The sequence below is a fragment of the Weizmannia sp. FSL W8-1119 genome (genome assembly GCF_038008605.1).
GTDB lineage: Bacteria > Bacillota > Bacilli > Bacillales > Bacillaceae_C > Weizmannia > Weizmannia coagulans.
Map to the genome: position 1 here is coordinate 2,591,329 of NZ_JBBOZL010000001.1, position 23,165 is coordinate 2,614,493.

The following is a 23,165-nucleotide window of genomic DNA, read 5'->3' on the forward strand; positions in this document are numbered from 1 at the left end:
TTCCTATCATGTATTCTTCGTATGTTGTTAAAATATTTTTTCAGCATATAATTGCTGTACCCTATACCTACCCTGTTTGTTCGTTTTTTTAAATGTAAAAAGCCCGCCCCGCTTTGGATAAAATCCAAAATACGGGGCGGGCTCTATTATGCCGTTCTGTTCGCTTTTTTGATCTGTTTGCTGCGGAGCTGGCCGCATGCCGCATCGATATCCGTGCCGTGTTCCTGGCGCACAACGCAGTTGATGCCATTTTTTTTGAGCGTATCGTAAAATGTCATAATCGATTCTTTTTCGCTTCTTTGATAACCGTGCTCGTTAACAGGATTGTAAGGAATGAGATTGACATAGGCAAGATGGCGCTTGTCCTGCAGCAGTTTTGCAAGCTGCAGCGCTTCTTCCTTATGGTCATTGACATCTTTCAGCAAAATATATTCGAACGTGATTCTGCGATTTGTTTTTTCTAAATAATAATCGATCGCAGGCATCAGCTTTTCAAGCGGGTATGCACGGTTGATTTTCATGATGCGCGACCGGAGTTCATTATTCGGCGCATGCAGGGAAATGGCCAAATTCACCTGCAGGTCAAGGTCTGCGAACGCATAAATTTTCGGTGCAAGGCCGCTTGTGGAAACGGTGATATGGCGCGCGCCGATCGCCAGTCCCTTTGGCGCATTGATAATTTTAAGGAAGTTCACCACATTCTCAAAGTTATCGAACGGTTCGCCAATCCCCATGACGACCACATGGCTGACCCGCTCGCCCTTTCCGGCTTCATCAAAATGTTTCTGGACATACATAATCTGTTCTACAATTTCCCCGCTGTCCAGGTCGCGGTTTTTGCGGAGCAGGCCGCTTGCGCAGAACGAGCAGCCGATATTGCAGCCGACCTGGGTCGTCACGCAAACCGACAAACCATAATGTTGGCGCATCAAAACCGTTTCAATTAAATTGCCGTCCTTAAGCTGGAACAAAAATTTTACCGTGCCGTCCTTTGATTCCTGTTTCACCACTTGTTTTAACGTGTGAATATGGAAATGTTCCTCAAGCAACGCAAGGCAGTCTTTATTGACATTCGTCATCTCTGCAAAGCTTTTCACCCTTTTTTGGTACAACCATTCCCACACTTGTTGGGCGCGGAATTTTTTCTGTCCGTGTTCAAGCATCCAGCCGGTCAATTGATCTATCGTCAATCCAAAAATGGATTTCTTTTCCATTCTACCCCTCTTTTCTGGCGTTTTTCGCATAATTCCTATTGTAATCGAATTTGCCGCCGATTTCCACAGGCAGATGTTGCAAAATGGGCCGCAGCGAAAGCAGGAATTCTGGCGGCAGGGAACGAATATAGTTTAGATAACTACATTTTTTCAGGGAGAGACAGACATGGGCACAAAAACATTATTCCTGCCATACCGATGGACCGTTGTCATTCACGAATCATACCATTTGTACACAAATCAGGAAGACCAGTATGCCTTTGCGTATGTGTCAAGTTTTTCTCGACAAGGTTTAAATATCGGGTATTCCAAGACACTCTTTTTGTACACTTTCGGCTACCGTGCTTCACTTGCTCGGTGTAATTTTCGGAAAAGATGTGATATTTCCGTATAAAGATGGACAACGGGGATGTTGAGGCGCGCGAAATTCACTCGCTTTCCGCGGGCGGCCGGCGAGCCTCCTCGCTCGTACCTCGCTGCGGGGTCTCTCCTGGCTCGCTTTTCCCGCAGGAGTCTCGTAAATTTCGCGCGCCTCAACGATCAGTCCCCACTGAGCCAAGCTTAAAACGAAAGCTCTAATATTTTGCTTAAATGTCCCATTGCCGATGAACTGCTTGAATGCAGGGCAACTGATCCGTGCTTTACGCCCACTGACGGGCGTACAGGCTGCTTGAGTAGTTGAGACATCCTGATGGATTGTTTCAAGTTCCGTTGCTTTCTCTCGCTTCTTGAACGGTGTTTCAGATAGGCTTCTCTCAATGTCCCATTGAGTATGCCTTGTTTGATTTTCACCATGGCTTCTGCGCCAAGTTCACTCCAATGCATGCCCCTTTTTTTCATCCTGAAGGAGATATGCCTTTGATTCGATTCCATCGCTCCCAGGCCTCTCGCACCTTCCGGCACGTTTTTCACCCTGTCTCTCCAGTCAAAAATGCGGTCCCAGTTTTTCAAGATATACGAACGGAATTCCTTGATTTTCTTGAGGGCCTTTTTATCCGTCAAGGTGCTTTCGTGCGTATCCAAATATAACGTGAATTGGTCTAGGTCATGCTTTCTAATCGCTTTTCTAATCTGCTCCTTGATCTCGCTCTTTCCGCCCCCAAATGTCCTTACAATGGCTTGTGCAACGTGGTAGGTATCCAGCTGGTTGAGCACCGGGAATTCCGACTGTGAGAATGCTGTTTGAAACCGTTCAGCTGTGTACCCAGCACCTCCATCACTGTTTGTAATGACATGCGCTTTTTCGAGGGAATAGGTGTTGGCAGCTGTGGCTTGGACTTCATCCCAAAATGTCTGAATGTCTTCCGTCGTCATGATGACTGTGGGCTGACGCAGGGAGACCCTTTTTCCATTGGTTTCCCAACCTTCATAGAGAATGGCATGGTGGACTTCCATACCCTGTTTCTTTTCCAGTCCCCGGATGAATACGCCATCTGCTTCGGAAAACAGGTAGTCTACCTTCTTCCCATCAGGCAGTGAAGCAGCTATTTCCATCTCTTCTACAAGGGCCTTGTCGGCTTCCGCCTGCGTTTTCCCTACGCGTTTCACCATTTCCCCTACAGTTGTATGACTAAGACTCACGGCTGTCCATTCTTTTAAAATATTCGCCGCCTCCCGATAGGTGTTCTCACTTGCCAACTCTGCCACCTTTAATTCCACTAACGGGCTATATCTCTGGTGGGGTAACAGCCCCAAGCATTCATCCAAAGGATAATGTGAGTTCCCTCTCTTATCACGCATTAATGATCGTTTAAAAGTCACACTTCCAAATAGAAACTGAACGCTTCTGTTATCACTCCGGCAGTACTCCCAGCCTTCCTCCAACTTCTTCTGTTTTATTGTTTTATCTAACTCCTCAAATACATCCCCAACCCATTGTGTAAAAACCTTCTGCATCAGAATTTTAACCTGTTCTTCAAACTCCATAAGACTCTTTGTATTCTTTAATAATCCAGCAATTATTGATATAATATCCATGGGAAGACCTCTCTCTAGATGTTCATTCAAGGTGTACATTTAGATGATAGAGTGTCTTCCCATTTTTTTCCACTCATTTGCCCCTTCGAGTAAAATTTTACACATACGCCTTTGCCGTGCTGGATGGCGAACTGGATACGGTGGTTGCTTTCTCTGTTCGTGATGCATCCGTTCAGGTGTCAAACTGCGGATACGATGTGAACTTGGACATCAACGTGGAGACGCGCTTAATCACAATCGGGCACGAACCGGAAAGAGAATAGCTTTTTTAGGGTGCTTTTAAAAATTTGAAAGCGCTAATGTATGAAAAAGGGGCAGCCCGCTATATTGTTAGCAGCATGCAAAGTGTTTCGGTTTCGCCCGTTTTCCGGCTATTCTCACCAAGAAGCCGCATGGCGAGAAAAACTTGCATGGAAACGCCCGGCCTATCGAGCGGGCAAAAATCCCCACGCATCCAGACAAACGAGCGTAAAAATGCCGCAGGAGTGTTGGATTTTCCCATCCGTCCATAAAAATTCAAAGAATCCGCACGCCATCAACGGGCCGTGCGGATTTTACCAAAGCTCTTTTTTTCTGTTTTGCTCTTCTTCCAAAAAGTGGATAAAGTGGAGGAAAATATTCGTCGGTTCCTTTTCGATCAATGCCGCATAGCGTTTTTTCACCGGCTCCGTGACAATGCTGCTTTTTTCAATCCGCTTTTTCATATAGGAAAAACTGAGCTTCGTAATTTCTTTTCTCAAAACCCGCGCTTCCTGCGACAGCGCCATGCCGAACGCCCCGGCGACCGCACAGAAAAGGAGGAGCGGAATCGAGCGGTCTTCCGCCGGCATCACGAGAAGCAACAAAAACAAATTGAGCGCTGCCACAAAAATGAGCGGTTTGGACCAAAATGCATACTGGTTGGCTTTTTTCAGTTTTGGGGCGATCATTTCCCCTAATTTCTCCATTTCGAACCGGACAAATCCCGGCATTTCGTTCAAATTAATGATCAAATGGATCCCTTCCCATCCGTTTCATTTAAGGCCACTTTTAAAAAATCTTCAGGGATTCGAAGCTTTTCAGCGTCTATGATCAGTTGGTGCACGCTGTTTTCACTGTTCCGCTTTTTGACTTCCTTCATTTCTTTTTGGATGTTCTCCATTTTTACATCGAGCTGTGCTGCCTGCAGTGCTGCTTCTTTCAGTTCTTCCTTCAAATGTTGTGGCACATCCTCGTCATATTTATAATATATTTTATGTTCCAGGCTTGCCCAAAAGTCCATGGCGATTGTCCGGATCTGAATCTCAACATACACTTCTTCCGACCTGTCCGACATGAAAATCGGAATTTTGATGATCATATGAAGGCTCTGGTAGCCGTTCGGTTTCGGATTTTGAATATAATCCTTGCACTCAATTAACTTTACATCTTTTTGTTGCTGGATCATTTTGCTGATCTCATATATGTCTGAAATAAACGAACACGTAATCCGGATGCCGGCAATATCGCGGATGTTTTCACGGATCGAATCAAGCGATAATCCACAACCCTTCCGATATGCTTTGTTCAAAATGCTTTCCGGTGACTTTAGGCGCGATTTTACATGCTCAATCGGATTGTAGTCATGGACGTACTGAAATTCTTCTTTTAAAATATCAATTTTTGTCATCACTTCATGGAGCGCGAATTTATACGACATCATAAACCGCGTCAGCTCTGTTTTGACTTCTTTCATCTGCTCAAAATCTATCGGGATGGCAACTTCCATTTTTGTCTCTCCTTCAAATTTGCAATGCAAATCCGTTATCCCCATCTTAAAGGCAGGAGGGGGTTTTGTCAAAGAATCGCATTGCCCGGGTGGTTCATATCAGGTGTGGTCATAGCGGTTTCATCCGCCGTTTACCCGCTATCCAAAAGATGAATCAAAAAGGCGTAAAATCCCCCTAAGATGTGGACGGCAACACGTATATTGATTTTGCCGGCGCAATCGGCACGCTGAATGTCGGGCATAACCACCCGAAAGTTATCGCAGCTGTCAAAGAACAGCTTGAACATTTTATCCATACCGGCTTTAACGTCATGATGTATGAACCTTATATTGAACTGGCTGAGAAATTGGCAGCGCTCGCCCCGGGGAATGCGGAGAAAAAGGTCATCCTTTTAAACAGCGGGGCCGAAGCCGTCGAAAATGCCGTTAAAATTGCCCGCAAATATACGAAACGGCCGGCCATTATCAGCTTCACCCGCGGCTTCCACGGGAGAACGTTAATGACGATGTCGATGACAAGCAAAGTGAAGCCGTATAAATACGAATTCGGCCCGTTTGCTTCTGAAGTTTATAAGGCGCCTTACCCTTATGCTTACCGGAAACCCGGCCATTTGACTGATGAAGAATATGAAGACTATATGATCCAGGAGTTCCGGAATTTCTTTCAAAACGATGTTGCCGCTGAAACGGTTGCTGCTGTGGTCATGGAACCTGTGCAAGGAGAAGGCGGGTTCATTGTGCCAGGCAAGAAATTTGTAAAAGCGGTTTATGACTTCTGCCGGGAAAATGGCATTTTGTTCGTATCGGACGAAATTCAGGCAGGATTCAGCCGGACCGGGCGCTATTTTGCCATTGAGCATTTCGATGTTGTGCCGGATTTGATTACCGTCTCGAAATCCCTCGCAGCAGGCGTCCCGTTAAGCGGGGTAATCGGGCGGAGCGACATAATGGATGCGGCAAATCCGGGTGAACTTGGCGGCACCTATGCCGGAAGCCCGCTTGGATGCGCAGCCGCCCTTGCCGTACTGGACATTATTGAATCTGAAAAATTAAACGAACGGGCGGAAAAAATCGGGAGACAGGTGCTTGATACGTTCCGCAGCTGGCAGAAGGAGTTTGCCTTTATCGGGGATGTGCGCGGCCTTGGCGCCATGTGTGCATTTGAAGTCGTAAAAGACAAAACGACAAAAGAACCAGATAAAGCATTGACAAAGCGGATTGTGAAAGAAGCCAACAAGCGGGGGCTGCTTCTTTTGGATGCCGGGATTTTCGGCAATGTCATCCGCATTCTAATGCCCATTGTCATTACAGACGACCAGCTGCAAGAAGGCCTGGATATTTTAAAACAGTCCATTGCCGCTGCCGCAAACGTAAAGGAAGAAATATCTTTATTATGATATTAAAGGCCGTGCCCGTGGAAAGCGAAGTATTTTGACGGAGCGCTTCGTTGCTTTCTTATGAATAAATAAAAATCCGAATCATTCAGATAGAATGTCTGAATGAGTTCGGATTTTTCTATGAGTAAAATACTTCTGTCCCAGCCTCCTCTTATTAATCCTCCGGCGGGGCCATGAATTCAGGGCCAACGGGGTCTTTTACATTTTTATTTATGATATCATCGATTGTTTTCAAGTCTTCTTGTGTTAGTTTCCAACTGAAAACTTCCTTGACAGGGTTTAATTGATCGGGGCGGCGCGCACCCCATAAAGCGATGCTTGAACCCGGTTGATCAAGAAGCCAGCGAACAGCTAAATGAATAACTTGTTTGCCGTAAGCTTCTTGGACCCATTGATTTAATTCGTTAACGGCCGATAAATATTGTGGCAGGCGGTCCGGTTGAAATTTTGGATCTGTTTTGCGCAAATCATCGCCTTCGAATTTTCTGTCCGGTGTCATCTTACCGCTCAAAAGTCCCCGGCACAGGCTTCCATAAAATAAAGAAGTCATGCCTTTATCCACAGCATATGGCAAAACATCTTTTTCAATGTTTCGTTCAAACAAATTATAAGGGGGCTGTACCGTGTGCAGAGGTGCCACAGTACGGAATGCCTCCATTTGTTCCGGAGAAAAGTTGCTGACGCCTATGGCGCGAATCTTCCCGGAATCATAAAGTGTCTTCATGGCCTCTGCGGTTTCTTCAATCGGTACTTTCGGATCCGGCCAATGCACCTGATAAATATCTATGTAATCGGTTTGAAGCCTTTTTAATGAATCATCAATTTCTGCTAAAATCCGTTCTTTTGATCCATTTCTGAAAACTTCACCATTTTTCCATTCCAATGCAACTTTTGTCGAAATCACCACTTTGTCACGTTGTCCGACTTCAGCAAGGGCTTTGCCGACTATTTCTTCAGACCGGCCAAAACCGTATGCGGGAGCCGTATCAATCACGTTAATCCCTAAATCGATCGCAGCTTGAATCGTTTTGATGGATTCCCTTTCATCGGTTCCACCCCACATCCAGCCGCCAATGGCCCATGTTCCGAGGGCAACCCTTGATGCTTCTTGAATATCGGTATTTTTTATTTTCGTATATTCCACTTCATTTTCCTCCTTCTGAATAGAATAGAAAATGCTTGGTGCAAAACTATTTTATTCTTATTCATTTATGAGTGTAAAGTAATGTGCATTGCTAATCTTTTTAAGCTTACATGAACTCTGAAAATAAAAAGCCCCGAGAATGTTCGGGTCTTCTTGTAATAAAAAATTAATGCTTTGACTGGTATCATAAAAAAAGTTAATCTTAAAATTCCTTCTCATTTTTCGTGAATCTCTAACATGCATACAGCACCGGCGTCCTCTCGAATATAATAAAAAGGAGAACCGATTGAGTGAATCTCTAACATGCATACAGCACCGGCCCCGTTTTTCCTAAGGGCCTTTCGAACGCCATACAGCGTGGGCAGGCAAAAAAGGCTTTAAAATGGCCATGCAGGGCGCCCGTGCGTTTTGCGTGAAAACCTGATGAAGGATGCCACACGTTTCATTTTGGCGAGGCCCTTAATCCTATGTTTTTCCACAAAAAAGTAATGCCCGGACCGTTCATACCGGCCCGGGCTATTTTTTATTTTACCTTTAACGGTTCCAGCTGTTTTAAAATCTCTTCCAGTTCTGCATCTGCCTGGATCAGCGCGGCAGCCGTATAAGCACTTTCGACAAAGGCGGTGTCCATCAGGCGGATGTACTTATCCGACATCTCCATTGCCATTTCCAAATTCATTTTGGCGCTGCCAAGGTCATAAAAAGCAAACAGATCATCCGCTTCATTTTCGGCTATGGCGGCATTCATTTTGTCAAAACTGGTGCCAACCCCGCCGTCATCGGTGCCACCCGCATACGTAATGGAAACGTCTTTGGCCGCTTCCTTTAACAATGTGGCAAGGCCGGCCGCGATTTCAGGAATATGGGAAACAATGACAATGCCTACTGGTTTTTTACTCATCCAGAATCCCGCCTTCCAACAAAGCTTCAAACAAATAGCCGCTTGAAACCGCCCCAGGGTCAAGATGGCCAATGGAACGCTCGCCAAGATAAGATGCGCGCCCTTTTGTCGCTTTCATCTCTTTTGTCGCCTCTACGGCAGATTGAATGGCCTCTTTTGTCAGCGATCCGGACGCGAGTGCTTCACAGGCTGGTATCCAGACATCAACCATCGTTTTCTCGCCTTTTTCTGCTTTCCCGCGTTTTTGGATGCCTTCAAGCCCGGCTTTTACAATTGCCGCAACATCTTGTTCATTTTCCCCTGCCTGTTTTGCCATCGCAATCAGCGCTGATCCATACAGCGGCCCCGAGGCACCCCCGACTTTTCCAAGCAACGCCATCGCCGCTGTTTTCAGGACGTCCTGGACCGTGGCAAAACCGCCGGCTGCCAGTTTTTCTTCCATAGCCGCCACCCCGCGTGCCATGTTCGAACCGTGGTCGCCATCTCCGACCGCACTGTCCAGTTCGCTCAAATAGGCTTTGTTTTCATCGATTTTTTCTGCAAAAAGATGCAGCCAGTCTGTTGCTGTTTCTGCTGTTAACATATTTCCGCCTCCTTTACACCCATGCCGGAACGGATACCGGCCGTTTTAAAAATTTAAGCCACGCCTCATCTTCCAGTTTTACAAGCGTGAGGGAAAGGCCGGCCATATCAATGGACGTCATCAAATTGCCCACTTTTCTAAACGGAACGGCAAGGCCTTCCCGGTCAAGCAGGGCATGCACATCCTTGGTAAAAATATACTGCTCCATAAGCGGCGTAGCCCCGAGCCCGTTGACAAGGAGCGCAAACCGGTCCCCTTCTTTCCAGTTGAACGCAGTTTTCAGCCGGGCAACGAGTTCTTCCGCGATCGCTTTTGACGACTTGATTTTTTCCCGCCGGTAACCCGGTTCCCCGTGAATGCCGACACCGTATTCCATTTCATCTTCCTGAAGGACAAAGCCCGGCTTTCCGACTTCCGGAACTGTTGCCGGCGAAATAGCGACACCGATTGTCTTCACATTGGGCACAAGCCGTTCAGCCAACGCCTTGATTTCCTGAAGCGTCTGCCCCTCTGCTGCTGCCGCGCCCAGAATTTTATGGACAAGAACGGTACCGGCAACGCCGCGCTTTCCTGCTGTATAGGTGCTGTCTTCTACCGCGATGTCATCGTCAACCACGATCTTCTCCACCTGAATATCTTCCATTTCAGCTAATTCCTGGGCCATGTCAAAATTCATGACATCCCCTGTATAATTTTTCACAATCATGAACACACCGGTGCCCTGGTCGGCTTTTTTAATCGCTTCAAAAATCTGGTCCGGCGTCGGCGAGGTAAACACTTCACCGCAAACTGCCGCAGACAGCATTCCTTCCCCGACAAAACCGGCATGGCTCGGTTCATGCCCGCTGCCGCCGCCGCTAATGAGCGCCACTTTCCCTTCATCCCGGAAAGTACGATAAATGACGCCTGTCCCTTCCAATCGCTCCACTTTTCCTTCATGGGCGTACACAAATCCATCCAGCATCTCATCGACAACTTTTCCAGGGTCGTTTATAATTTTTTTCATGGCGTATCCCTCCGCATCCTTATGTCCTTTCTTTTGCCCGGCACAACACATTCTAAAACACCACTTTTATTATACCGCTTCCATCGTGAAAAAAAATCATTTTTCATGTCAAGCCAGCAATCACGGATGTCAATTGTTTCAATCATATCTGAGATTGTTTTCGATCACTTTTTTATATAGGGCTTGTTGAACGAATCCAATGCTGAGTTTGTACCCAATTTGTCAGTAAGCTCTAGAAGAAGCCATTTTTGAAAATGCGTGATTCTGTCTTTTCTATACGTTGATTCAGCTTTTCCCTGGATTTTTTATAAAACCCTTGTATTAAATTTTTGCCAAAGCTGTCAGCATCCTTGCCAAATTTAGGAATTTTGCTTATTTAGCAAGCCCCCATGTTAAGGAAGCGCGGAAAAATGACGGCCTTCCTTCACATAGAGCTCGTCTACGTTAAGGAAGTGTGCAAAAACGTGGCCCTTCCTTCACATAGAGGGCATCTACGTTAAGAAAGCGTGCAAAAACGAAGCCCTTTCTTTACATAGAGCCCTTCTATGTTAAGGAAGCATGCAAAAATGACGGCCTTCCTTCACATAAAGTTCGTCTACGTTAAGGAAGCGCGGAAAAACGAAGGCCTTTCTTCACATAGAGCCCGTCTACGTTAAGGAAGCGTGCAAAAATGACGGCCTTCCTTCACATAGAGCCCTTCTATGTTAAGGAAGCATGCAAAAACGAAGCCCTTTCTTTACATAGAGCCCGTCTACGTTAAGGAAGCGCGAAAAAATGAAGGCCTTCCTTCACATAGAGGGCGTCATGTTAGGGCTTGCTGAACCCCCGATTCCGATTCTGAGTTTGTCAGCAAGCTCTGTCTAAAAATATAGAAGAAGCCATCTTCGAAAATGCGATTCTGTCTTCTCTATTCATTGAATCAGCTTTCAAGTGCAAGCTTTTCCCTGGATTTTTTATAAAACCCTTTGTATTAAATTTTTGCCAAAGCTGTCAGCATTCCTACCAAATCTAGGAATTTTGCTTATTTAGCAAGCCCTATATATAAGCTGAACTAAACATTATTACTTCTTTATGTGTTGCCAAAAGCAATGTCTATCCTGATCGTAATTGATTTTGGCACGAAAAACTTAAGTTCATTTTATATGCTTTTTAGTACTTTTATGCATATGTGCACACACGCGGTAAAGTATTAAAAATTTTTGTTGACTATAATCTGAATGTTTTATATAATCATACGCAAACAGACAAGCATCGGCGCTTATCCGGCAGCGCCAGCAGCGAGGTCAAAACAAAATGGGGGCTTCCACTAATGAAAGATTTCTTTAGCAAACTGTTAAACGGAATGAGCATAGGCATTGTCGTTTCTCTGATCCCAAACGCCTTACTCGGGGAGATATTGAAACTGATTATCCCGCATGCGCCTTATTTGCAGCATGTTGTGGATGCAACCGTTATCATCATGAGCATGCTCCCTGTATTGATTGGCGTTATGGTCGGCATTACCTTTCAATTGACACCGATCCAAATTGCAAGTGTCGGCATTGCCGCAATGGTTGGGAGCGGCGCGATCCAGAAAACGGCTGCCGGCGCATTTGCTTTAAACGGGATCGGGATTGTCATCAATACAGGGATTACAGCGGCATTGGCGGTTTTATTCGTCAAGTGGGTCGGAACAAGGTTAAAGGCTTATTCCATCCTCCTGGTCCCGACATTGAGTATTTTAATACCGGGCATGATCGGACTTGCAATTTTGCCATTTATTAAAGCGGCTACCGGGCTGGTCGGCGTCGGGGTGGCACATGTGACAAGCATGCAGCCTGTCGTAATGGGCGCCATTATTGCCGTCATTTTTTGCCTGATTATTTTATCGCCGATTTCAACAGTCGGCGTAGCAACCGTTATTATGCTTTCAGGTGTCAGTTCAGGGGCGGCAAATCTTGGCATTTGTGCCGCCGGGGTCGGGCTTGCCATCGCCAGCTATAAAGCCAACTCGCTCGGTACCGCCCTTGCCCATGTACTTGGCTCGCCGAAAATTCAGATGCGAAACTTCTTTATGAAACCGAAAATTGCTTTCCCGATGCTCATCACTGCTGCCGTTCTCGGTGCGCTTGCCGGCGTCTTTCATATTCAGGGCACGCCTTACAGTGCAGGATTCGGGTTGTCGGGCTTAGTCGGCCCGCTCAATTTCATGCATCTTGCTGAAGGCGGCTGGACTGCGAAAAATATTGCCATTATGCTGAGCACTTTCTTTGTGCTGCCGTTTATCTTAAATGTCGGATTCATTTATGTTTTTTCAAAAAAATTAAAGATGATCAAATCAGAAGACTATCAGCTTAATTTCGAATAGCAAAAAACACTGCAGCCCTCCGGATCAGGGTTGCAGTGTTTTTCTTTTCATCGGACGGAAATTCCGGAACTTCGGAAGGATCGGCCGGCGCGATATAGCAGCATGAGAGAGTTACGTTTGTGCAAAATGAAATCGAACGCCTTCACTAGCTTCTGCTCCCGGCATCATAAAGGCGGATATATAAATAATGGAGAAGGGTAAAATGTTCTTCCGCCCCTCGCATGAACATACTCGAAGTTCAATTTGGGTATACCGAAGCGAAAATAGGTTAATTTAGCCTTAATCAAAATATTTTTTGGCAGATCATCGTGGCCATGCTGGACAACAAGCACCTTTCATGCCGGCCGTTTTTTTCTGTGCTATATTTGAACATACAGTGGACTCACCAAAGACAGGAGTGTAAAGGAATGAATACCATCATTGAAACGATTCTCAATCACCGGTCGATCCGCCATTATGAAGACCGGCCGCTATCCGATGAACAAATCCGCCTGATTGTGGAATCCGCGCAGGCAGCCGCCACTTCTCATTTCGTCCAGGCCTATACGATTCTTGGCATTCAGGATCCCGGGCGGAAGCAAAGATTAGCAGAACTGACCGGGAACCGACATGTCGGAACATGCGGCCATCTGCTCATTTTCTGTGCCGATCTCCATAAACATGAACTTGCGGCACAAATGGAAGGCGTAGAGGCGCAAGATACACTTGAGACAACGGAAAAATTTATGGTCGCGCTCATCGACACGGCACTGGCTGCGCAAAATGCCGCGCTCGCTGCGGAATCGATGGGGCTTGGCATTTGTTATGTCGGTGGCTTGCGCAACAGGCTGCCAGAAGTGGCCGAACTTTTGAAAATCCCGCAATATGTCCTTCCGCTATTTGCAATGACAATCGGCTATCCGGCCGATCCGTCTGTGAAAAAACCACGCATGGCGGCTGAGCATGTTTATTTCGAAGATGAATATCCGGCTGATGAACGTCTTTTGCGCGATCTGAAGGAATACAATGAAACGGTTTCGCAATATTATACAAAACGCACAAACGGAAAAAGGAACGATACCTGGACAGGCCAAATGGCACAATTTTTCAAAGAACCATCGCGCGTTTTTATGAAGGAATTTGTAGAACGACAAGGGTTTGATAAAAAGTAAGCTGAATAGGGGATCCGTCCGCGCATTTTCCTCTTCTTTCGGCCCATCGCGGAGCACAAGTTAAATAGAACGACATGTTCAAATATGGATATTCAGCGCTTCGGCAACCATCCCGGGACACATATTAAACAGAACGGCGAGATGCTACGATGAGTGGTGCCCCGCCGTTTTTTTACATTTTGCTTTGGTGAAATGCGGGTACATCTGTCATCCGGCGATTCCATTTTTTTGTATATCAATATTCCTTTTTTTCTGCTAAAATAGAATAAATGCTTTAGCACTGAAAAGCGTTTATCTAAAACAGAAAAGTGAGATTGATAGAAATGGAGAAAAACCAACATCATTTGCAAAAAGGCTTATCACCAAGGCATGTCCAGTTCATCGCATTGGCCGGGATGATCGGAACCGGCATTTTTAAAGGCAGCTCCGATACCGTCAGCCTTGCCGGCCCGAGTGTTGCCGTTTCTTACCTGATCGGCGGCGCACTTTTATTCATTGTCATGTCAGCACTTGGGGAAATGGCACTCGTCCACCCCGGCCTCAACGTCCAAAATCTGATCCACAAAGCGTTCGGCAGCCGGGTTTCTTTCATTATTGGCTGGCTGTACTGGATCAACTGGGTCATTGTGACAGTTGTGGAACTGCTTGCAGCCGGGAGCTTCCTGCAATTCTGGGTTCCCCAAGCGCCACTATGGCTACTCAGTTTGCTCTGTGCTGCTTTCGTGGTCGGCATCAATTTAATTGAAGTGAAGTACTACGGCGAATTTGAATTTTGGATTGCCGGCATTAAAATCATCACGTTGATCGTTTTTATCCTGCTTGGTGCGCTGATTTTATTCGGTTTATTCCCCGGGACATCTTCCACGGTGTCTAACTATACCGCGCACGGCGGTTTTTTCCCGAACGGGCTTCACGGTACGTTCAGCGCTTTTCTGATCGTTATGTTTTCATACGGCGGCGCGGAACTGATCGGTGTTACCGTTTCGGAAACAAAAGACAGCGAGAAAGTGTTGCCGCGTGTCATTAAACAGACCGTTGTCCGCGTCATGCTTTTTTATATTTTGCCAATCCTGGTCATTTGCGGCATTATCCCATGGAACCAGGTTTCTTCCGTGGAAAGCCCGTTTGTACAGGTATTCAGCCGCACAGGGATCCCCGCTGCCGCCCATGTGATGAATTTTGTGCTCTTGACGGCCGTTCTTTCTGCCGCCAATTCCGGCATTTATGCCACTTCGCGCACACTGTTTAACATGGCGCAGTCCGGAGAAGCGCCACGCGCCTTTTTAAAAATTTCCCGGAAAGGCGTCCCGCTGATCAGTATTTTGCTGACCTCGCTGTTTATTTTAGCCGGCGTGATTCTGGCCTATCTTACGCCGGATGAAGTCATCAGCTATTTGATGACCATTCCGGGATTTACCGTCGTCCTTGTTTGGACCGCCATCTGTGCAGCCGAACTGCGACTCCGGAAGTCGTATGCAAAATTGCCTTCCTTCCGTGTAAAAGGGTATCCTTTCATGGTCTGGATTGCGCTGCTTGCACTGGCAGGCATTTTCCTGTCCTTTTTGCTGGGCGGCGGCAACCCGATTGGTACAAGCGTCTGCCTCGCTATTTTAATCGTGCTCGTCGTCTTGTCACTGAGAATTAAAGCAAAGGAATAGGCTCCAGCCGGCTGTGTTGATAAAACCGGTTCCCTTAGGCAGGGAAAGGACAGAAATCCAACTGCGCGATAAGCGGGCACAAACAAGCGGGGTTGATTAAACCGTTTTCTGGGCGGGAAGGGGGCAGGCACGGGTGTGCAGCTCGTACAAACTGCCAGAATGGGACGGCCTGCTAACCCGTTTGGACTCTTTTTCGTTTTGTGAAGCAAATGAAAGCGGCCATGATGCCCCGCCTGATCCTGATGACCTGCTTTTTAAAACCAATCCAGCGTAAAGAAAAAAACTCCCGACAGAGCGTGATCTGATGGGAAGTTTTTTTCTTTATCCCCCCATTCGTATAAATCCGATAAAAAAACTTGCAATAATTATATTGACTTCCATTTATTTTCTGATAAAATTTTAAACAACAAATAACTTATCAAGAGCGACGGAGGGATCTGGCCCTATGAAGTCCGGCAACCTGCAGCGAGCAGCAAGGTGCCAATTCCAGCAAAATGGGTACCATTTTGGAAGATAAGCGCTTATCCTTTACTCGCTGTCTTTCCGTAAAAATGGCGGAAAGATTTTTTATTTCTGCAAGGCCGGCCGTTTGAACCAGGATAGGCCCTGATGCGTATAATTCCTCTACATCAGGATGAATCAAATTTATGGATGAAGAAAGCGGGGAACATGAACATGCAAAAATTAATTGTCTTAGCACTTGTCGGCCTTGCCGCACAATTGGTGGATGGATCTCTCGGAATGGGTTACGGGGTGACTTCTACCTCACTCCTCTTGGCTTTCGGAATTGCGCCGGCTGTCGCATCAGCTTCTGTGCATTTGGCGGAGGTTTTTACAACGGCGGCTTCCGGGGTCTCACATATGAAATTTGGGAATGTCGATAAAGGGATCATTTGGAAACTGGTTGTACCCGGGGCTGTCGGCGCCTTTCTCGGGGCAACCGTTCTCAGCCATCTTCCTGCAAGCACATTAAAACCGTACATTTCTATTTTTCTGATCGCCCTTGGCCTCTATATTCTTATCCGGTTTCTGATCAACGCGCGCGGGGCGTTGAAAATCAAAAAAAAGACCGGGTCTAACGTATTTTTTATCCCGCTCGGCTTTGTCGCAGGATTTTTTGATGCAACGGGGGGCGGCGGCTGGGGCCCTATCGCCACACCGGCTTTGCTGTCCAGAAATGACATCGAACCGCGGAAAGTGATCGGCTCGGTGGATACAAGTGAATTTGCCGTATCCCTGGCGTCAAGCATCGGTTTCCTTTTATCCCTCGGCGCTATGCAGATTAACTGGATCTGGACGATCGCCCTCATGCTTGGCGGCCTGATCGCCGCACCGATTGCAGCCTATCTGGTTAAAATTTTGCCGGCTCATTTGCTGGCTGTCATTGTCAGCGGCATGATTGTGTTCAGCAACGTGCAAACTTTATTAAAAATGGCCGGCGCCGGAAGCGGCTGGTACGGCGTTACCTATACAGCCATTGCGGCAATATGGGCAATCCTTATTTTCTATACAATCAGAAAACACAAGCGGGCAGTTGCCAGCGCCAGCGTAAGCGTCGCAGAATAAGGAACATGTTCGGGCAAGGGATCCATTGCCCAAATTGTTTTTTTAAAGCCGTTTTTGACAATAAACGGGCTGAGGCGTTTCTATGCGAACGAACAACGCCATTTTTGCTTCCTTTATGCAGATGCCCTCTATGTGAAGGAAAGCGGCCCCGCTTTTCCACCTAAACCAGCCATCCCTTAACCAAGCACCGGCAAAAATAATTCATCACAAATGTTTTCGAGATCGAACGCCTAAGTGAAGGCAGCGCAAACTTCTTTTAGCGGCAAATGCACAGAGGTGCATTTTGTGATTTTTTTGCGGGCCAAAACATGGCTTACCCGCGCCCGTCCGGTTTGCAGCCCCTGTTTATGCCGCCGTCCGCCATGCCCGCTTTCCCTCCCCCGTTCGCGAAATGTTTTATGTTTAAAATGTAAAATCTGTTTTGCTATAATTATATTTACTGGTATTTTCCATTTTTTTGAACGGAAAGAACGGTGTGCCTATGAAAACATTTATTTCGTCGCTGCAATGGATGGCATTTATGATCGCCGGGTCGATCGCGGCCCCGATTGCCATTGCGGCTGCTTTCCATTTCAGTGCAGGTGAGACTGCCCTGTTTGTGCAGCGGACGCTTTTTGTACTCGGGATCGGCGGCCTTTTGCAAGGCATTTTCGGCCACAGAATGCCAATCAATGAAGGGCCCGCCGGGCTGTGGTGGAGCGTGTTTGCCATTTATGCGGGGCTTGTCGGCAGCATGTACAGTTCAAGCACTGAATCTCTGCAATATTTGGCAGGCGCACTGATTGTAACCGGCATCTTTTTCTTCCTGCTCGCTTTTACCGGCCTTGTGGACCAAGTGAACTAACCTCCACTTATCAACCTTACGGTTTGATTGAAGTGGGGGCTTCTCGACTTATCGTTGCTTTTACTAGCCAACGAAAACTGACCGAGCTAACCCTCTTGTTCCAAGAGTTTTGTTACTTATGATAACGCTAATAAGCGTAATCCCTCATTTTTGATATTGATTGCTGAATTGTGATCGCGATCTAATACAAAGCCGCAAGAACATTTATATACACGTTCAGATAATGGCATTTCTTTTTCCTTGCCGCAACATGAACACTTCTTAGTGGAGGGAAACCACTTATCAATTTTCACAAGTTGTTTCCCCTGTTCTTTTAGCTTATACGCTAAGAAAGTAGTGAACATACCCCAGCCGTTATCATGAACGCTTTTCCCAAAGTGAAGGGCTTGAGACATCCCTTTCATGTTCAAGTCCTCAATCACGACAGCATCAAAGTTAGAAGCTAATTCTTTTGACTTATGATGAAGAAAATTCATGCGTTGGTTCGCCACTTTCTCATGTAACTTAGCCACTACTAGTCGTTGCTTGTTCCAACGTGCAGAACCTTTCTTTCTTCGAGAAAGAATTCGTTGTGCTTTTGCTAATTTATCTAAGGCTTGCCGATAGTAACGTGGGTAATTGGCTTTCTTACCCTGTTCACTCTCGACATATAGACCATCCATAGCAAAATCCAAACCAACAACTTTCTGTATGTTAACTGGACGAATATCTTTCTCATATTCTGTCAAAATTGAAATGTAGTATTTGCCTGTCTTTGTTTTAGAAATAGTGCAAGATTTGATTTTATAATCAGCAGGTATCTCTCTATGCTGTTTCATTTTTATTGGCTTTTTGATTTTTGGCAGTTTGATATGACCATTTTCTAGCTTAATATTTCCGTTGACCATATTAGTTGTATAGGATTGTTTTGCTTTACGATTTTTGAACTTTGGAAAATCCGCATTTCCTTCAAAGAAATTCTTATAAGCAGTCTGTAAGTTCATTTGTGCATTTGCCAAAGCTAAAGAATCCACTTCTTTTAGGAATGGAAATTCACTTTTATATTTTGCAGGAGTCGGAAACTTTTGCTTTTTAAGCAATTCTTTATCATCCTTGAACTTTTCATACGTTTCTTTGCGTTCAGCTAACATCTTATTGTAGACAAAGCGAACACAACCAAATGTCTTAGCTAATAATGCGGATTGTTCTTTGTTTGGTAACAAACGAAACTTGAAAGCTTTGTTTTGCTTGGCCATATCAATTCACCTCACTTTGTGCGGAAAAATTTCGTATATATTGATTATATCGTAAAAAATCCGTACAATCAATATGAGGTGATAATCATGAGAGAAGAGAAAGAACGTGTAGAAATTCGTATGCCTAAGACGATATTAGAAAAATTGGAGCAATATCAAAAAGAAAATGGGATTCCAACTAGAACAGCCGCAATCTTAGAATTGTTGAGAAAAGGATTGGAAAAATAACTTTGGCTAAAGCCAACCAAAATTCATCTCCCACCTACTCATTGGTGCGATTCGCACCTTCACATTCCTTGAGGATGGGAGACTTCTTTCGGAAAGCCGTTAAATAAACTGTTTACACCGGTAGTGACATTTATTTATTTGCTATTGTTGGTGCTGCAGTTGAGCGGCTCTTTTATGAAAGGGATGCTCGGCATTACGGGGGCCCATCAGGAAGTCCGGCCGCTTGTTGCTGTTTTGAGCCTTGTCACAGTATTGCTTACATTCTATTTTGGCCATGTAAAGAAACCGTGGGTCAAGCAATATTCGATCATGCTCGGCTTGATTTGCGGCTGGATTTTGTTCGCGCTTTTCGGTGAAGCGCCGGCCATTACATTTGGGAAAAGCTGGTTCTCTCTTCCTGCCGTATTTGATTGTGGAAGGCCGCATTTTGATTCCGGCGCCGTCACAACCGGTGTATTCATCGGGCTTTTATTAACTGCGAATATGATTACGTCTGTGCGCGTTATGGGAAATGTGACGGGAGTCCGGCAAGAGCGGGTGAGGAGCAGTCTGTTCATATCCGGCATCAACCAGCTGCTTGCCGGCATCTTTTCCGCTGTCGGCGCAGTGCCGATTGCAGCAGCGGCAGGCTATGTTGCACAAACCGGCATAAAAGTGCTGAAACCATTTTTGTACGGCGCTTGTTTCGTTTCCATTATTGCGCTGCTCCCACCGCTCGTGCATATCATGTCTGCTGTTCCCGCGCCGGTCGGTTATGCCGTTACCTTTGTGGTCTTCACACAGTTGGTCGGCCTTGCCTTAAATGACCTTGAAAAAAGCCCGGACAAAGAGATTGCCCATACAACAGCGGGCATCTCCTTCCTGGTCGGAATCGGCGCGATGTTTTTGCCGGCTCATGCAACTGAACATTTGCCAATGGTGGTGGCAACTTTTTTAAACAACGGCTTAATTCTTGGTTCTGTGGTCGGCATTTTAACAGAACAGCTGCTGATTTGGAGGAAAAAAAGAAAAATGCAGGAAAACAGCATCCGCGAGCAGTAATGCCAAACAGCAGGGAATGCTCTGCTCCCATTTGCACGGAGTCCCGTGTCACCAACCGGATGCAGGATTTGCTGCAATCATCAAAATGGCCTGCATCCCTTGCCTTACATACAGCCGCGAGCCCTTTGCGGCGGTCAGGGGTGCAAAAATGCCGGGAGATTCCCGGCATTTTTTATATCCGCTTCAGTTTTCCTTCTTCACACACGATTACCGACCGGCTTCCTCAAGCAGCCCCATTTCGATGCAGGTCGGGATAGACAGTTTCACCGTCCGTTTTTCGAACCGGATGGCCATGGTGTCGCCGTTGATCTCTACAATTTCACCATGGCCAAACACACGGTGCCGGATTTTTTTGCCGGCCACAAAAGCGGAGGCATCCTTCATTGCATTCGGGTTATACGGTATGGAGACCGTCTTTTTGCCGATTCGGGCAACTGCCATGTCCGGCTTTGTTTTTGCCGCCTTTTCAACATTGTTGACAATTTCCTTCACCGCTGCAACAAACGGCGAGTCCATTGTCCGGGTTCCGTCCCGTTTTTCATAGCTGACCATTTCCAGCGACTTTTTCGCGCGCGTCATGGCCACATAAAAAAGACGGACCGATTCTTCCATCAGTAACTCATCTTCTTTTTCATCGTCACCCGGAATGATCCCATTCACCAGGTCAATCATATATACTTTTTCAAACTCCAAGCCTTTAGAGCTGTGAAACGTCGAAAGCGTCACAGCATTCCGGCCTTTGTTCCCTTTCGCCGTTTTTAAAATTTGCGCCAAATGCTGAAGACGCGCGGCAAATTCCTCCATGGTGGAAAGCGTGTCCGCGATTTCTTCGAGTGTGTTTAAAATGCCAATCAGGGGATCCTTTCGAAATCCTAATCTTTTGCACATGTTTTCGAGCGCTTTTTCATAGCCGAGCCTGCCGCGAATAACATGAATCGCATCCAGCGGCGGCATGCCCCGCATTTCCCGGAGCGTCTCCTTTACTTCACGCACTTTTTGGACCTGGTAGTCCTTCAAATGTGCGTATTGGATTAAATTGTCAAAAACAGATTGGTTATTATGGATCCCCTTTACCGCTTCCATCTGCTGTTTCGTAATATAACCGTCCAGTTTCGAATGGACCTGCGCGAGGATATCCGCCCGTTTATCGGTAAACGTGAGCCGCATCACATTCAAAATATCCTGGACGACCCAGTGGGAGAAAAAGCGGTTGTCGGTATCTTTGAGATAAAACGGAATCCCTTCCCGGTCAAATTCATTGATCAGGGCAATCGAAGACATATTGTTCCGGTACAGCACGGCAATTTCCGAAAAATTTTCGGACACGACAATGTTCTGGGCCAAATATTTTGCCTGGTATTTATAATCTGGCAGGCGCACAAACCGAATCGGCCCGGCAGGTGGGTTTTCCGTGAACATGTTTTTATCATAGCGGTGCTTGTTGCGCTTGATAAACAGGTTGGCAGTCGTGACAACCTCTTGAGATGACCGGTAATTTTGTTCCATAAATAAAATTTTCGCATCCGGATACACTTTATTAAAATTTAGCAAGTAGGACGGCTCCGCACCCCGCCAGCTGTATATTGACTGATCATCATCGGCGACAACGCACAAATTGCGATGCCGGCGCACAAGCTTTTCAACAATGGCATGCTGTACCATGGACGTATCCTGGCTCTCATCCGTCAGCACATAGTCATAACGCCCCTGATACATACGGAGAAGATCAGGATCACGCCTTAATATTTCATTCGCATGCGTCAGCATATCATCAAAATCAAGAAGCAGCTGACCGGTACCCTGCTTTTTAAACGCCTCATACTCTTTTAAAATCCGGGCAGCTTCCGGCACACCTGTCGCAATCTTCCCCCATTTTGCAGGCGGGATCATCTTGTTTTTGATGTAGCTGATATACGTCTGCAGTTCCTCCAGCTGGTCTTCCGTGATCCTCTCCCCGTTAATGGTCTTGTATACATCCCGCAAAATTTTTTTCTTATGGTACGGCCCCGCCTCGCCTTCAATCAGCCGGAAAGGGATATGGGCCCGCCTGAAAAATATGCGGACAAGTTCGAAAGCAAGGCTGTGGATCGTTGAAAAATCAACGGGCGGAAGATTCGGAAAAAGCTTTCGGAACCGGTCTTTCATGTCAGCGGCAGCGGCCCGGCTGAACGTAATGGCTTTGATCCGTGCAGGTGCCACCCCTTTTTCTTCAATTAAATAGCCGATCCGCATGATAATTGTCGTCGTTTTTCCGGACCCGGGAGAAGCCAAAAGCAAAAGCGGACCTTCCGTTTGCTTTACGGCCTCTTGCTGCACTGCATTCAGCACAATTCCGGACTCCTCTTTTTTACGGGTAAAAAAGTCTTGTTTCGTGTCCATTGACATTGCTCCGTTCCAAATGCTTTGGTTTAATAGTAGCATATTGGAATGGAGTGTTGACATAAAATCTAACCATTCAGTTTTGACAACTGTCTCATATGTATAAAAATAGTTCTCGATAGCATTGGAAGGGCACTTTCAACATCTCACAATCGAGAAAAGCTTGACACATACCTCGTCATAAAAGGTTTTGCCTATGACGACATTTTCCTATGTCCTCCCCCTTTTTTCATTTTCTATAAAAGAAAAATTTCTGCATGCATGCCGAAATTCCTTTTAAAAAATCAGAAGGGAAAGGTTTTGGATTTCCAAGTAAACATGCCGGCTGTACTGGAAATCAAGGTACCCGCTCCGCCTACGCGGTGTACCGATGATGGCCACGCTTGCCATCCCCGCTGATTTTAGAGTACCACCGGTTTGTTAAATTATGATGAAGAGGGATTAAAGAATTTACAAAGATGCGGAAAGAACGGGGATATGTATCCCGTGCCCCGAAAAAGGGGAGCGGGGAAGGCTTACCAGCTGGATTTCTTTACGCCCGGAATCTCGCCTTTATACGCAAGTTCCCGGAAACAGATGCGGCAAAGTTTGAATTTGCGGTATACCGAATGGGGACGCCCGCACCGCTCGCAGCGTGTGTAAGCCTGAACTTTAAATTTCGGCTCACGTTTTTGTTTGACAATCATCGATTTCTTTGCCATGACGTTTGCCTCCTTTCTATGCGTTAACAGTTTATTTTACTATAAA

General features: G+C 46.2%; 17 protein-coding genes, 2 pseudogenes and 1 riboswitch. Of the genes and pseudogenes, 8 read left to right on the plus strand and 11 right to left on the minus strand.

Going from position 1 to position 23,165, the window contains the following annotated elements:
* Positions 1–146 precede the first annotated feature (146 nt).
* The 4 genes from rlmN to NSQ19_RS12750 form a co-directional block, all read right to left on the minus strand.
* On the minus strand, positions 147–1,214 hold the full coding sequence (rlmN, locus tag NSQ19_RS12735; protein ID WP_340702947.1) for a 23S rRNA (adenine(2503)-C(2))-methyltransferase RlmN: 1,068 nt from the start codon (positions 1,212–1,214) through the stop codon (positions 147–149).
* A 561-nt stretch (positions 1,215–1,775) separates the two neighbouring features.
* Complete coding sequence (locus tag NSQ19_RS12740) at positions 1,776–3,191, minus strand: ISLre2 family transposase (protein ID WP_042512392.1); 1,416 nt, start codon at positions 3,189–3,191, stop codon at positions 1,776–1,778.
* A 554-nt stretch (positions 3,192–3,745) separates the two neighbouring features.
* Positions 3,746–4,183, minus strand: a complete 438-nt coding sequence (locus NSQ19_RS12745; protein ID WP_179234675.1) for a YwnF family protein — start codon at positions 4,181–4,183, stop codon at positions 3,746–3,748.
* Positions 4,180–4,938: a GTP pyrophosphokinase gene (locus NSQ19_RS12750; protein ID WP_340702948.1), complete on the minus strand. Its 759-nt coding sequence runs from the start codon at positions 4,936–4,938 to the stop codon at positions 4,180–4,182. Before NSQ19_RS12750 ends, NSQ19_RS12745 begins: the two co-directional genes overlap by 4 nt.
* A 179-nt stretch (positions 4,939–5,117) precedes the next feature.
* On the opposite strand from NSQ19_RS12750, the pseudogene gabT reads away from it, so the two are divergent.
* A pseudogene (gene gabT, locus NSQ19_RS12755) lies at positions 5,118–6,335 on the plus strand (4-aminobutyrate--2-oxoglutarate transaminase); the annotation flags it as partial.
* Positions 6,336–6,489: 154 nt separating this feature from the next.
* Here the strand turns inward: gabT and NSQ19_RS12760 are convergent.
* The 4 genes from NSQ19_RS12760 to dhaK form a co-directional block, all read right to left on the minus strand.
* Entirely contained in the window at positions 6,490–7,479 is a 990-nt protein-coding gene (locus NSQ19_RS12760; RefSeq protein ID WP_014097174.1) for an aldo/keto reductase, read from the minus strand.
* A gap of 523 nt (positions 7,480–8,002) precedes the next feature.
* The gene (gene dhaM, locus NSQ19_RS12765; protein WP_014097172.1) at positions 8,003–8,380 is read right to left on the minus strand and encodes a dihydroxyacetone kinase phosphoryl donor subunit DhaM; all 378 of its coding nucleotides are present in this window, start codon (positions 8,378–8,380) and stop codon (positions 8,003–8,005) included.
* Complete coding sequence (dhaL, locus tag NSQ19_RS12770) at positions 8,373–8,963, minus strand: dihydroxyacetone kinase subunit DhaL (RefSeq protein WP_340702949.1); 591 nt, start codon at positions 8,961–8,963, stop codon at positions 8,373–8,375. Before dhaL ends, dhaM begins: the two co-directional genes overlap by 8 nt.
* A 13-nt stretch (positions 8,964–8,976) precedes the next feature.
* On the minus strand, positions 8,977–9,969 hold the full coding sequence (gene dhaK, locus NSQ19_RS12775) for a dihydroxyacetone kinase subunit DhaK (protein WP_340702950.1): 993 nt from the start codon (positions 9,967–9,969) through the stop codon (positions 8,977–8,979).
* Positions 9,970–11,278: 1,309 nt separating this feature from the next.
* On the opposite strand from dhaK, the gene NSQ19_RS12780 reads away from it, so the two are divergent.
* The 5 genes from NSQ19_RS12780 to NSQ19_RS12800 all read left to right on the plus strand — a co-directional run bounded on the left by NSQ19_RS12780 (position 11,279) and on the right by NSQ19_RS12800 (position 17,535).
* Positions 11,279–12,316 carry a PTS transporter subunit IIC gene (locus NSQ19_RS12780; protein ID WP_014097169.1) on the plus strand — a complete coding sequence of 346 codons (1,038 nt, stop codon included), beginning with the start codon at positions 11,279–11,281 and terminating at the stop codon, positions 12,314–12,316.
* 407 nt (positions 12,317–12,723) lie between these two features.
* Positions 12,724–13,467 carry an oxygen-insensitive NADPH nitroreductase gene (gene nfsA / locus NSQ19_RS12785; protein WP_340702951.1) on the plus strand — a complete coding sequence of 248 codons (744 nt, stop codon included), beginning with the start codon at positions 12,724–12,726 and terminating at the stop codon, positions 13,465–13,467.
* Between the two features lie 323 nt (positions 13,468–13,790).
* Entirely contained in the window at positions 13,791–15,125 is a 1,335-nt protein-coding gene (locus tag NSQ19_RS12790) for an amino acid permease (RefSeq protein WP_014097155.1), read from the plus strand.
* 412 nt (positions 15,126–15,537) lie between these two features.
* Positions 15,538–15,645: riboswitch (SAM riboswitch) on the plus strand.
* 89 nt (positions 15,646–15,734) lie between these two features.
* Positions 15,735–16,691, plus strand: coding sequence for a sulfite exporter TauE/SafE family protein (locus NSQ19_RS12795; protein ID WP_081110487.1), 957 nt, complete (start codon positions 15,735–15,737; stop codon positions 16,689–16,691).
* A 481-nt stretch (positions 16,692–17,172) separates the two neighbouring features.
* Positions 17,173–17,535, plus strand: a complete 363-nt coding sequence (locus NSQ19_RS12800) for a purine/pyrimidine permease (protein WP_340702952.1) — start codon at positions 17,173–17,175, stop codon at positions 17,533–17,535.
* 116 nt (positions 17,536–17,651) lie between these two features.
* On the opposite strand, the gene NSQ19_RS12805 is transcribed toward NSQ19_RS12800, so the two are convergent.
* Entirely contained in the window at positions 17,652–18,770 is a 1,119-nt protein-coding gene (locus NSQ19_RS12805; RefSeq protein WP_014096213.1) for an RNA-guided endonuclease InsQ/TnpB family protein, read from the minus strand.
* Between the two features lie 87 nt (positions 18,771–18,857).
* On the opposite strand from NSQ19_RS12805, the gene NSQ19_RS12810 reads away from it, so the two are divergent.
* On the plus strand, positions 18,858–18,998 hold the full coding sequence (locus tag NSQ19_RS12810) for a ribbon-helix-helix protein, CopG family (protein WP_003352379.1): 141 nt from the start codon (positions 18,858–18,860) through the stop codon (positions 18,996–18,998).
* Positions 18,999–19,103: 105 nt separating this feature from the next.
* Positions 19,104–20,039 (plus strand): annotated as a pseudogene (locus NSQ19_RS12815) (purine/pyrimidine permease); the annotation flags it as partial.
* 207 nt (positions 20,040–20,246) lie between these two features.
* Here the strand turns inward: NSQ19_RS12815 and NSQ19_RS12820 are convergent.
* Both NSQ19_RS12820 and NSQ19_RS12825 read right to left on the minus strand, forming a co-directional pair.
* Complete coding sequence (locus NSQ19_RS12820; protein WP_340702953.1) at positions 20,247–22,418, minus strand: ATP-dependent helicase; 2,172 nt, start codon at positions 22,416–22,418, stop codon at positions 20,247–20,249.
* Positions 22,419–22,933: 515 nt separating this feature from the next.
* Positions 22,934–23,119, minus strand: a complete 186-nt coding sequence (locus NSQ19_RS12825) for a type Z 30S ribosomal protein S14 (RefSeq protein WP_013860453.1) — start codon at positions 23,117–23,119, stop codon at positions 22,934–22,936.
* Positions 23,120–23,165: the final 46 nt, after the last annotated feature.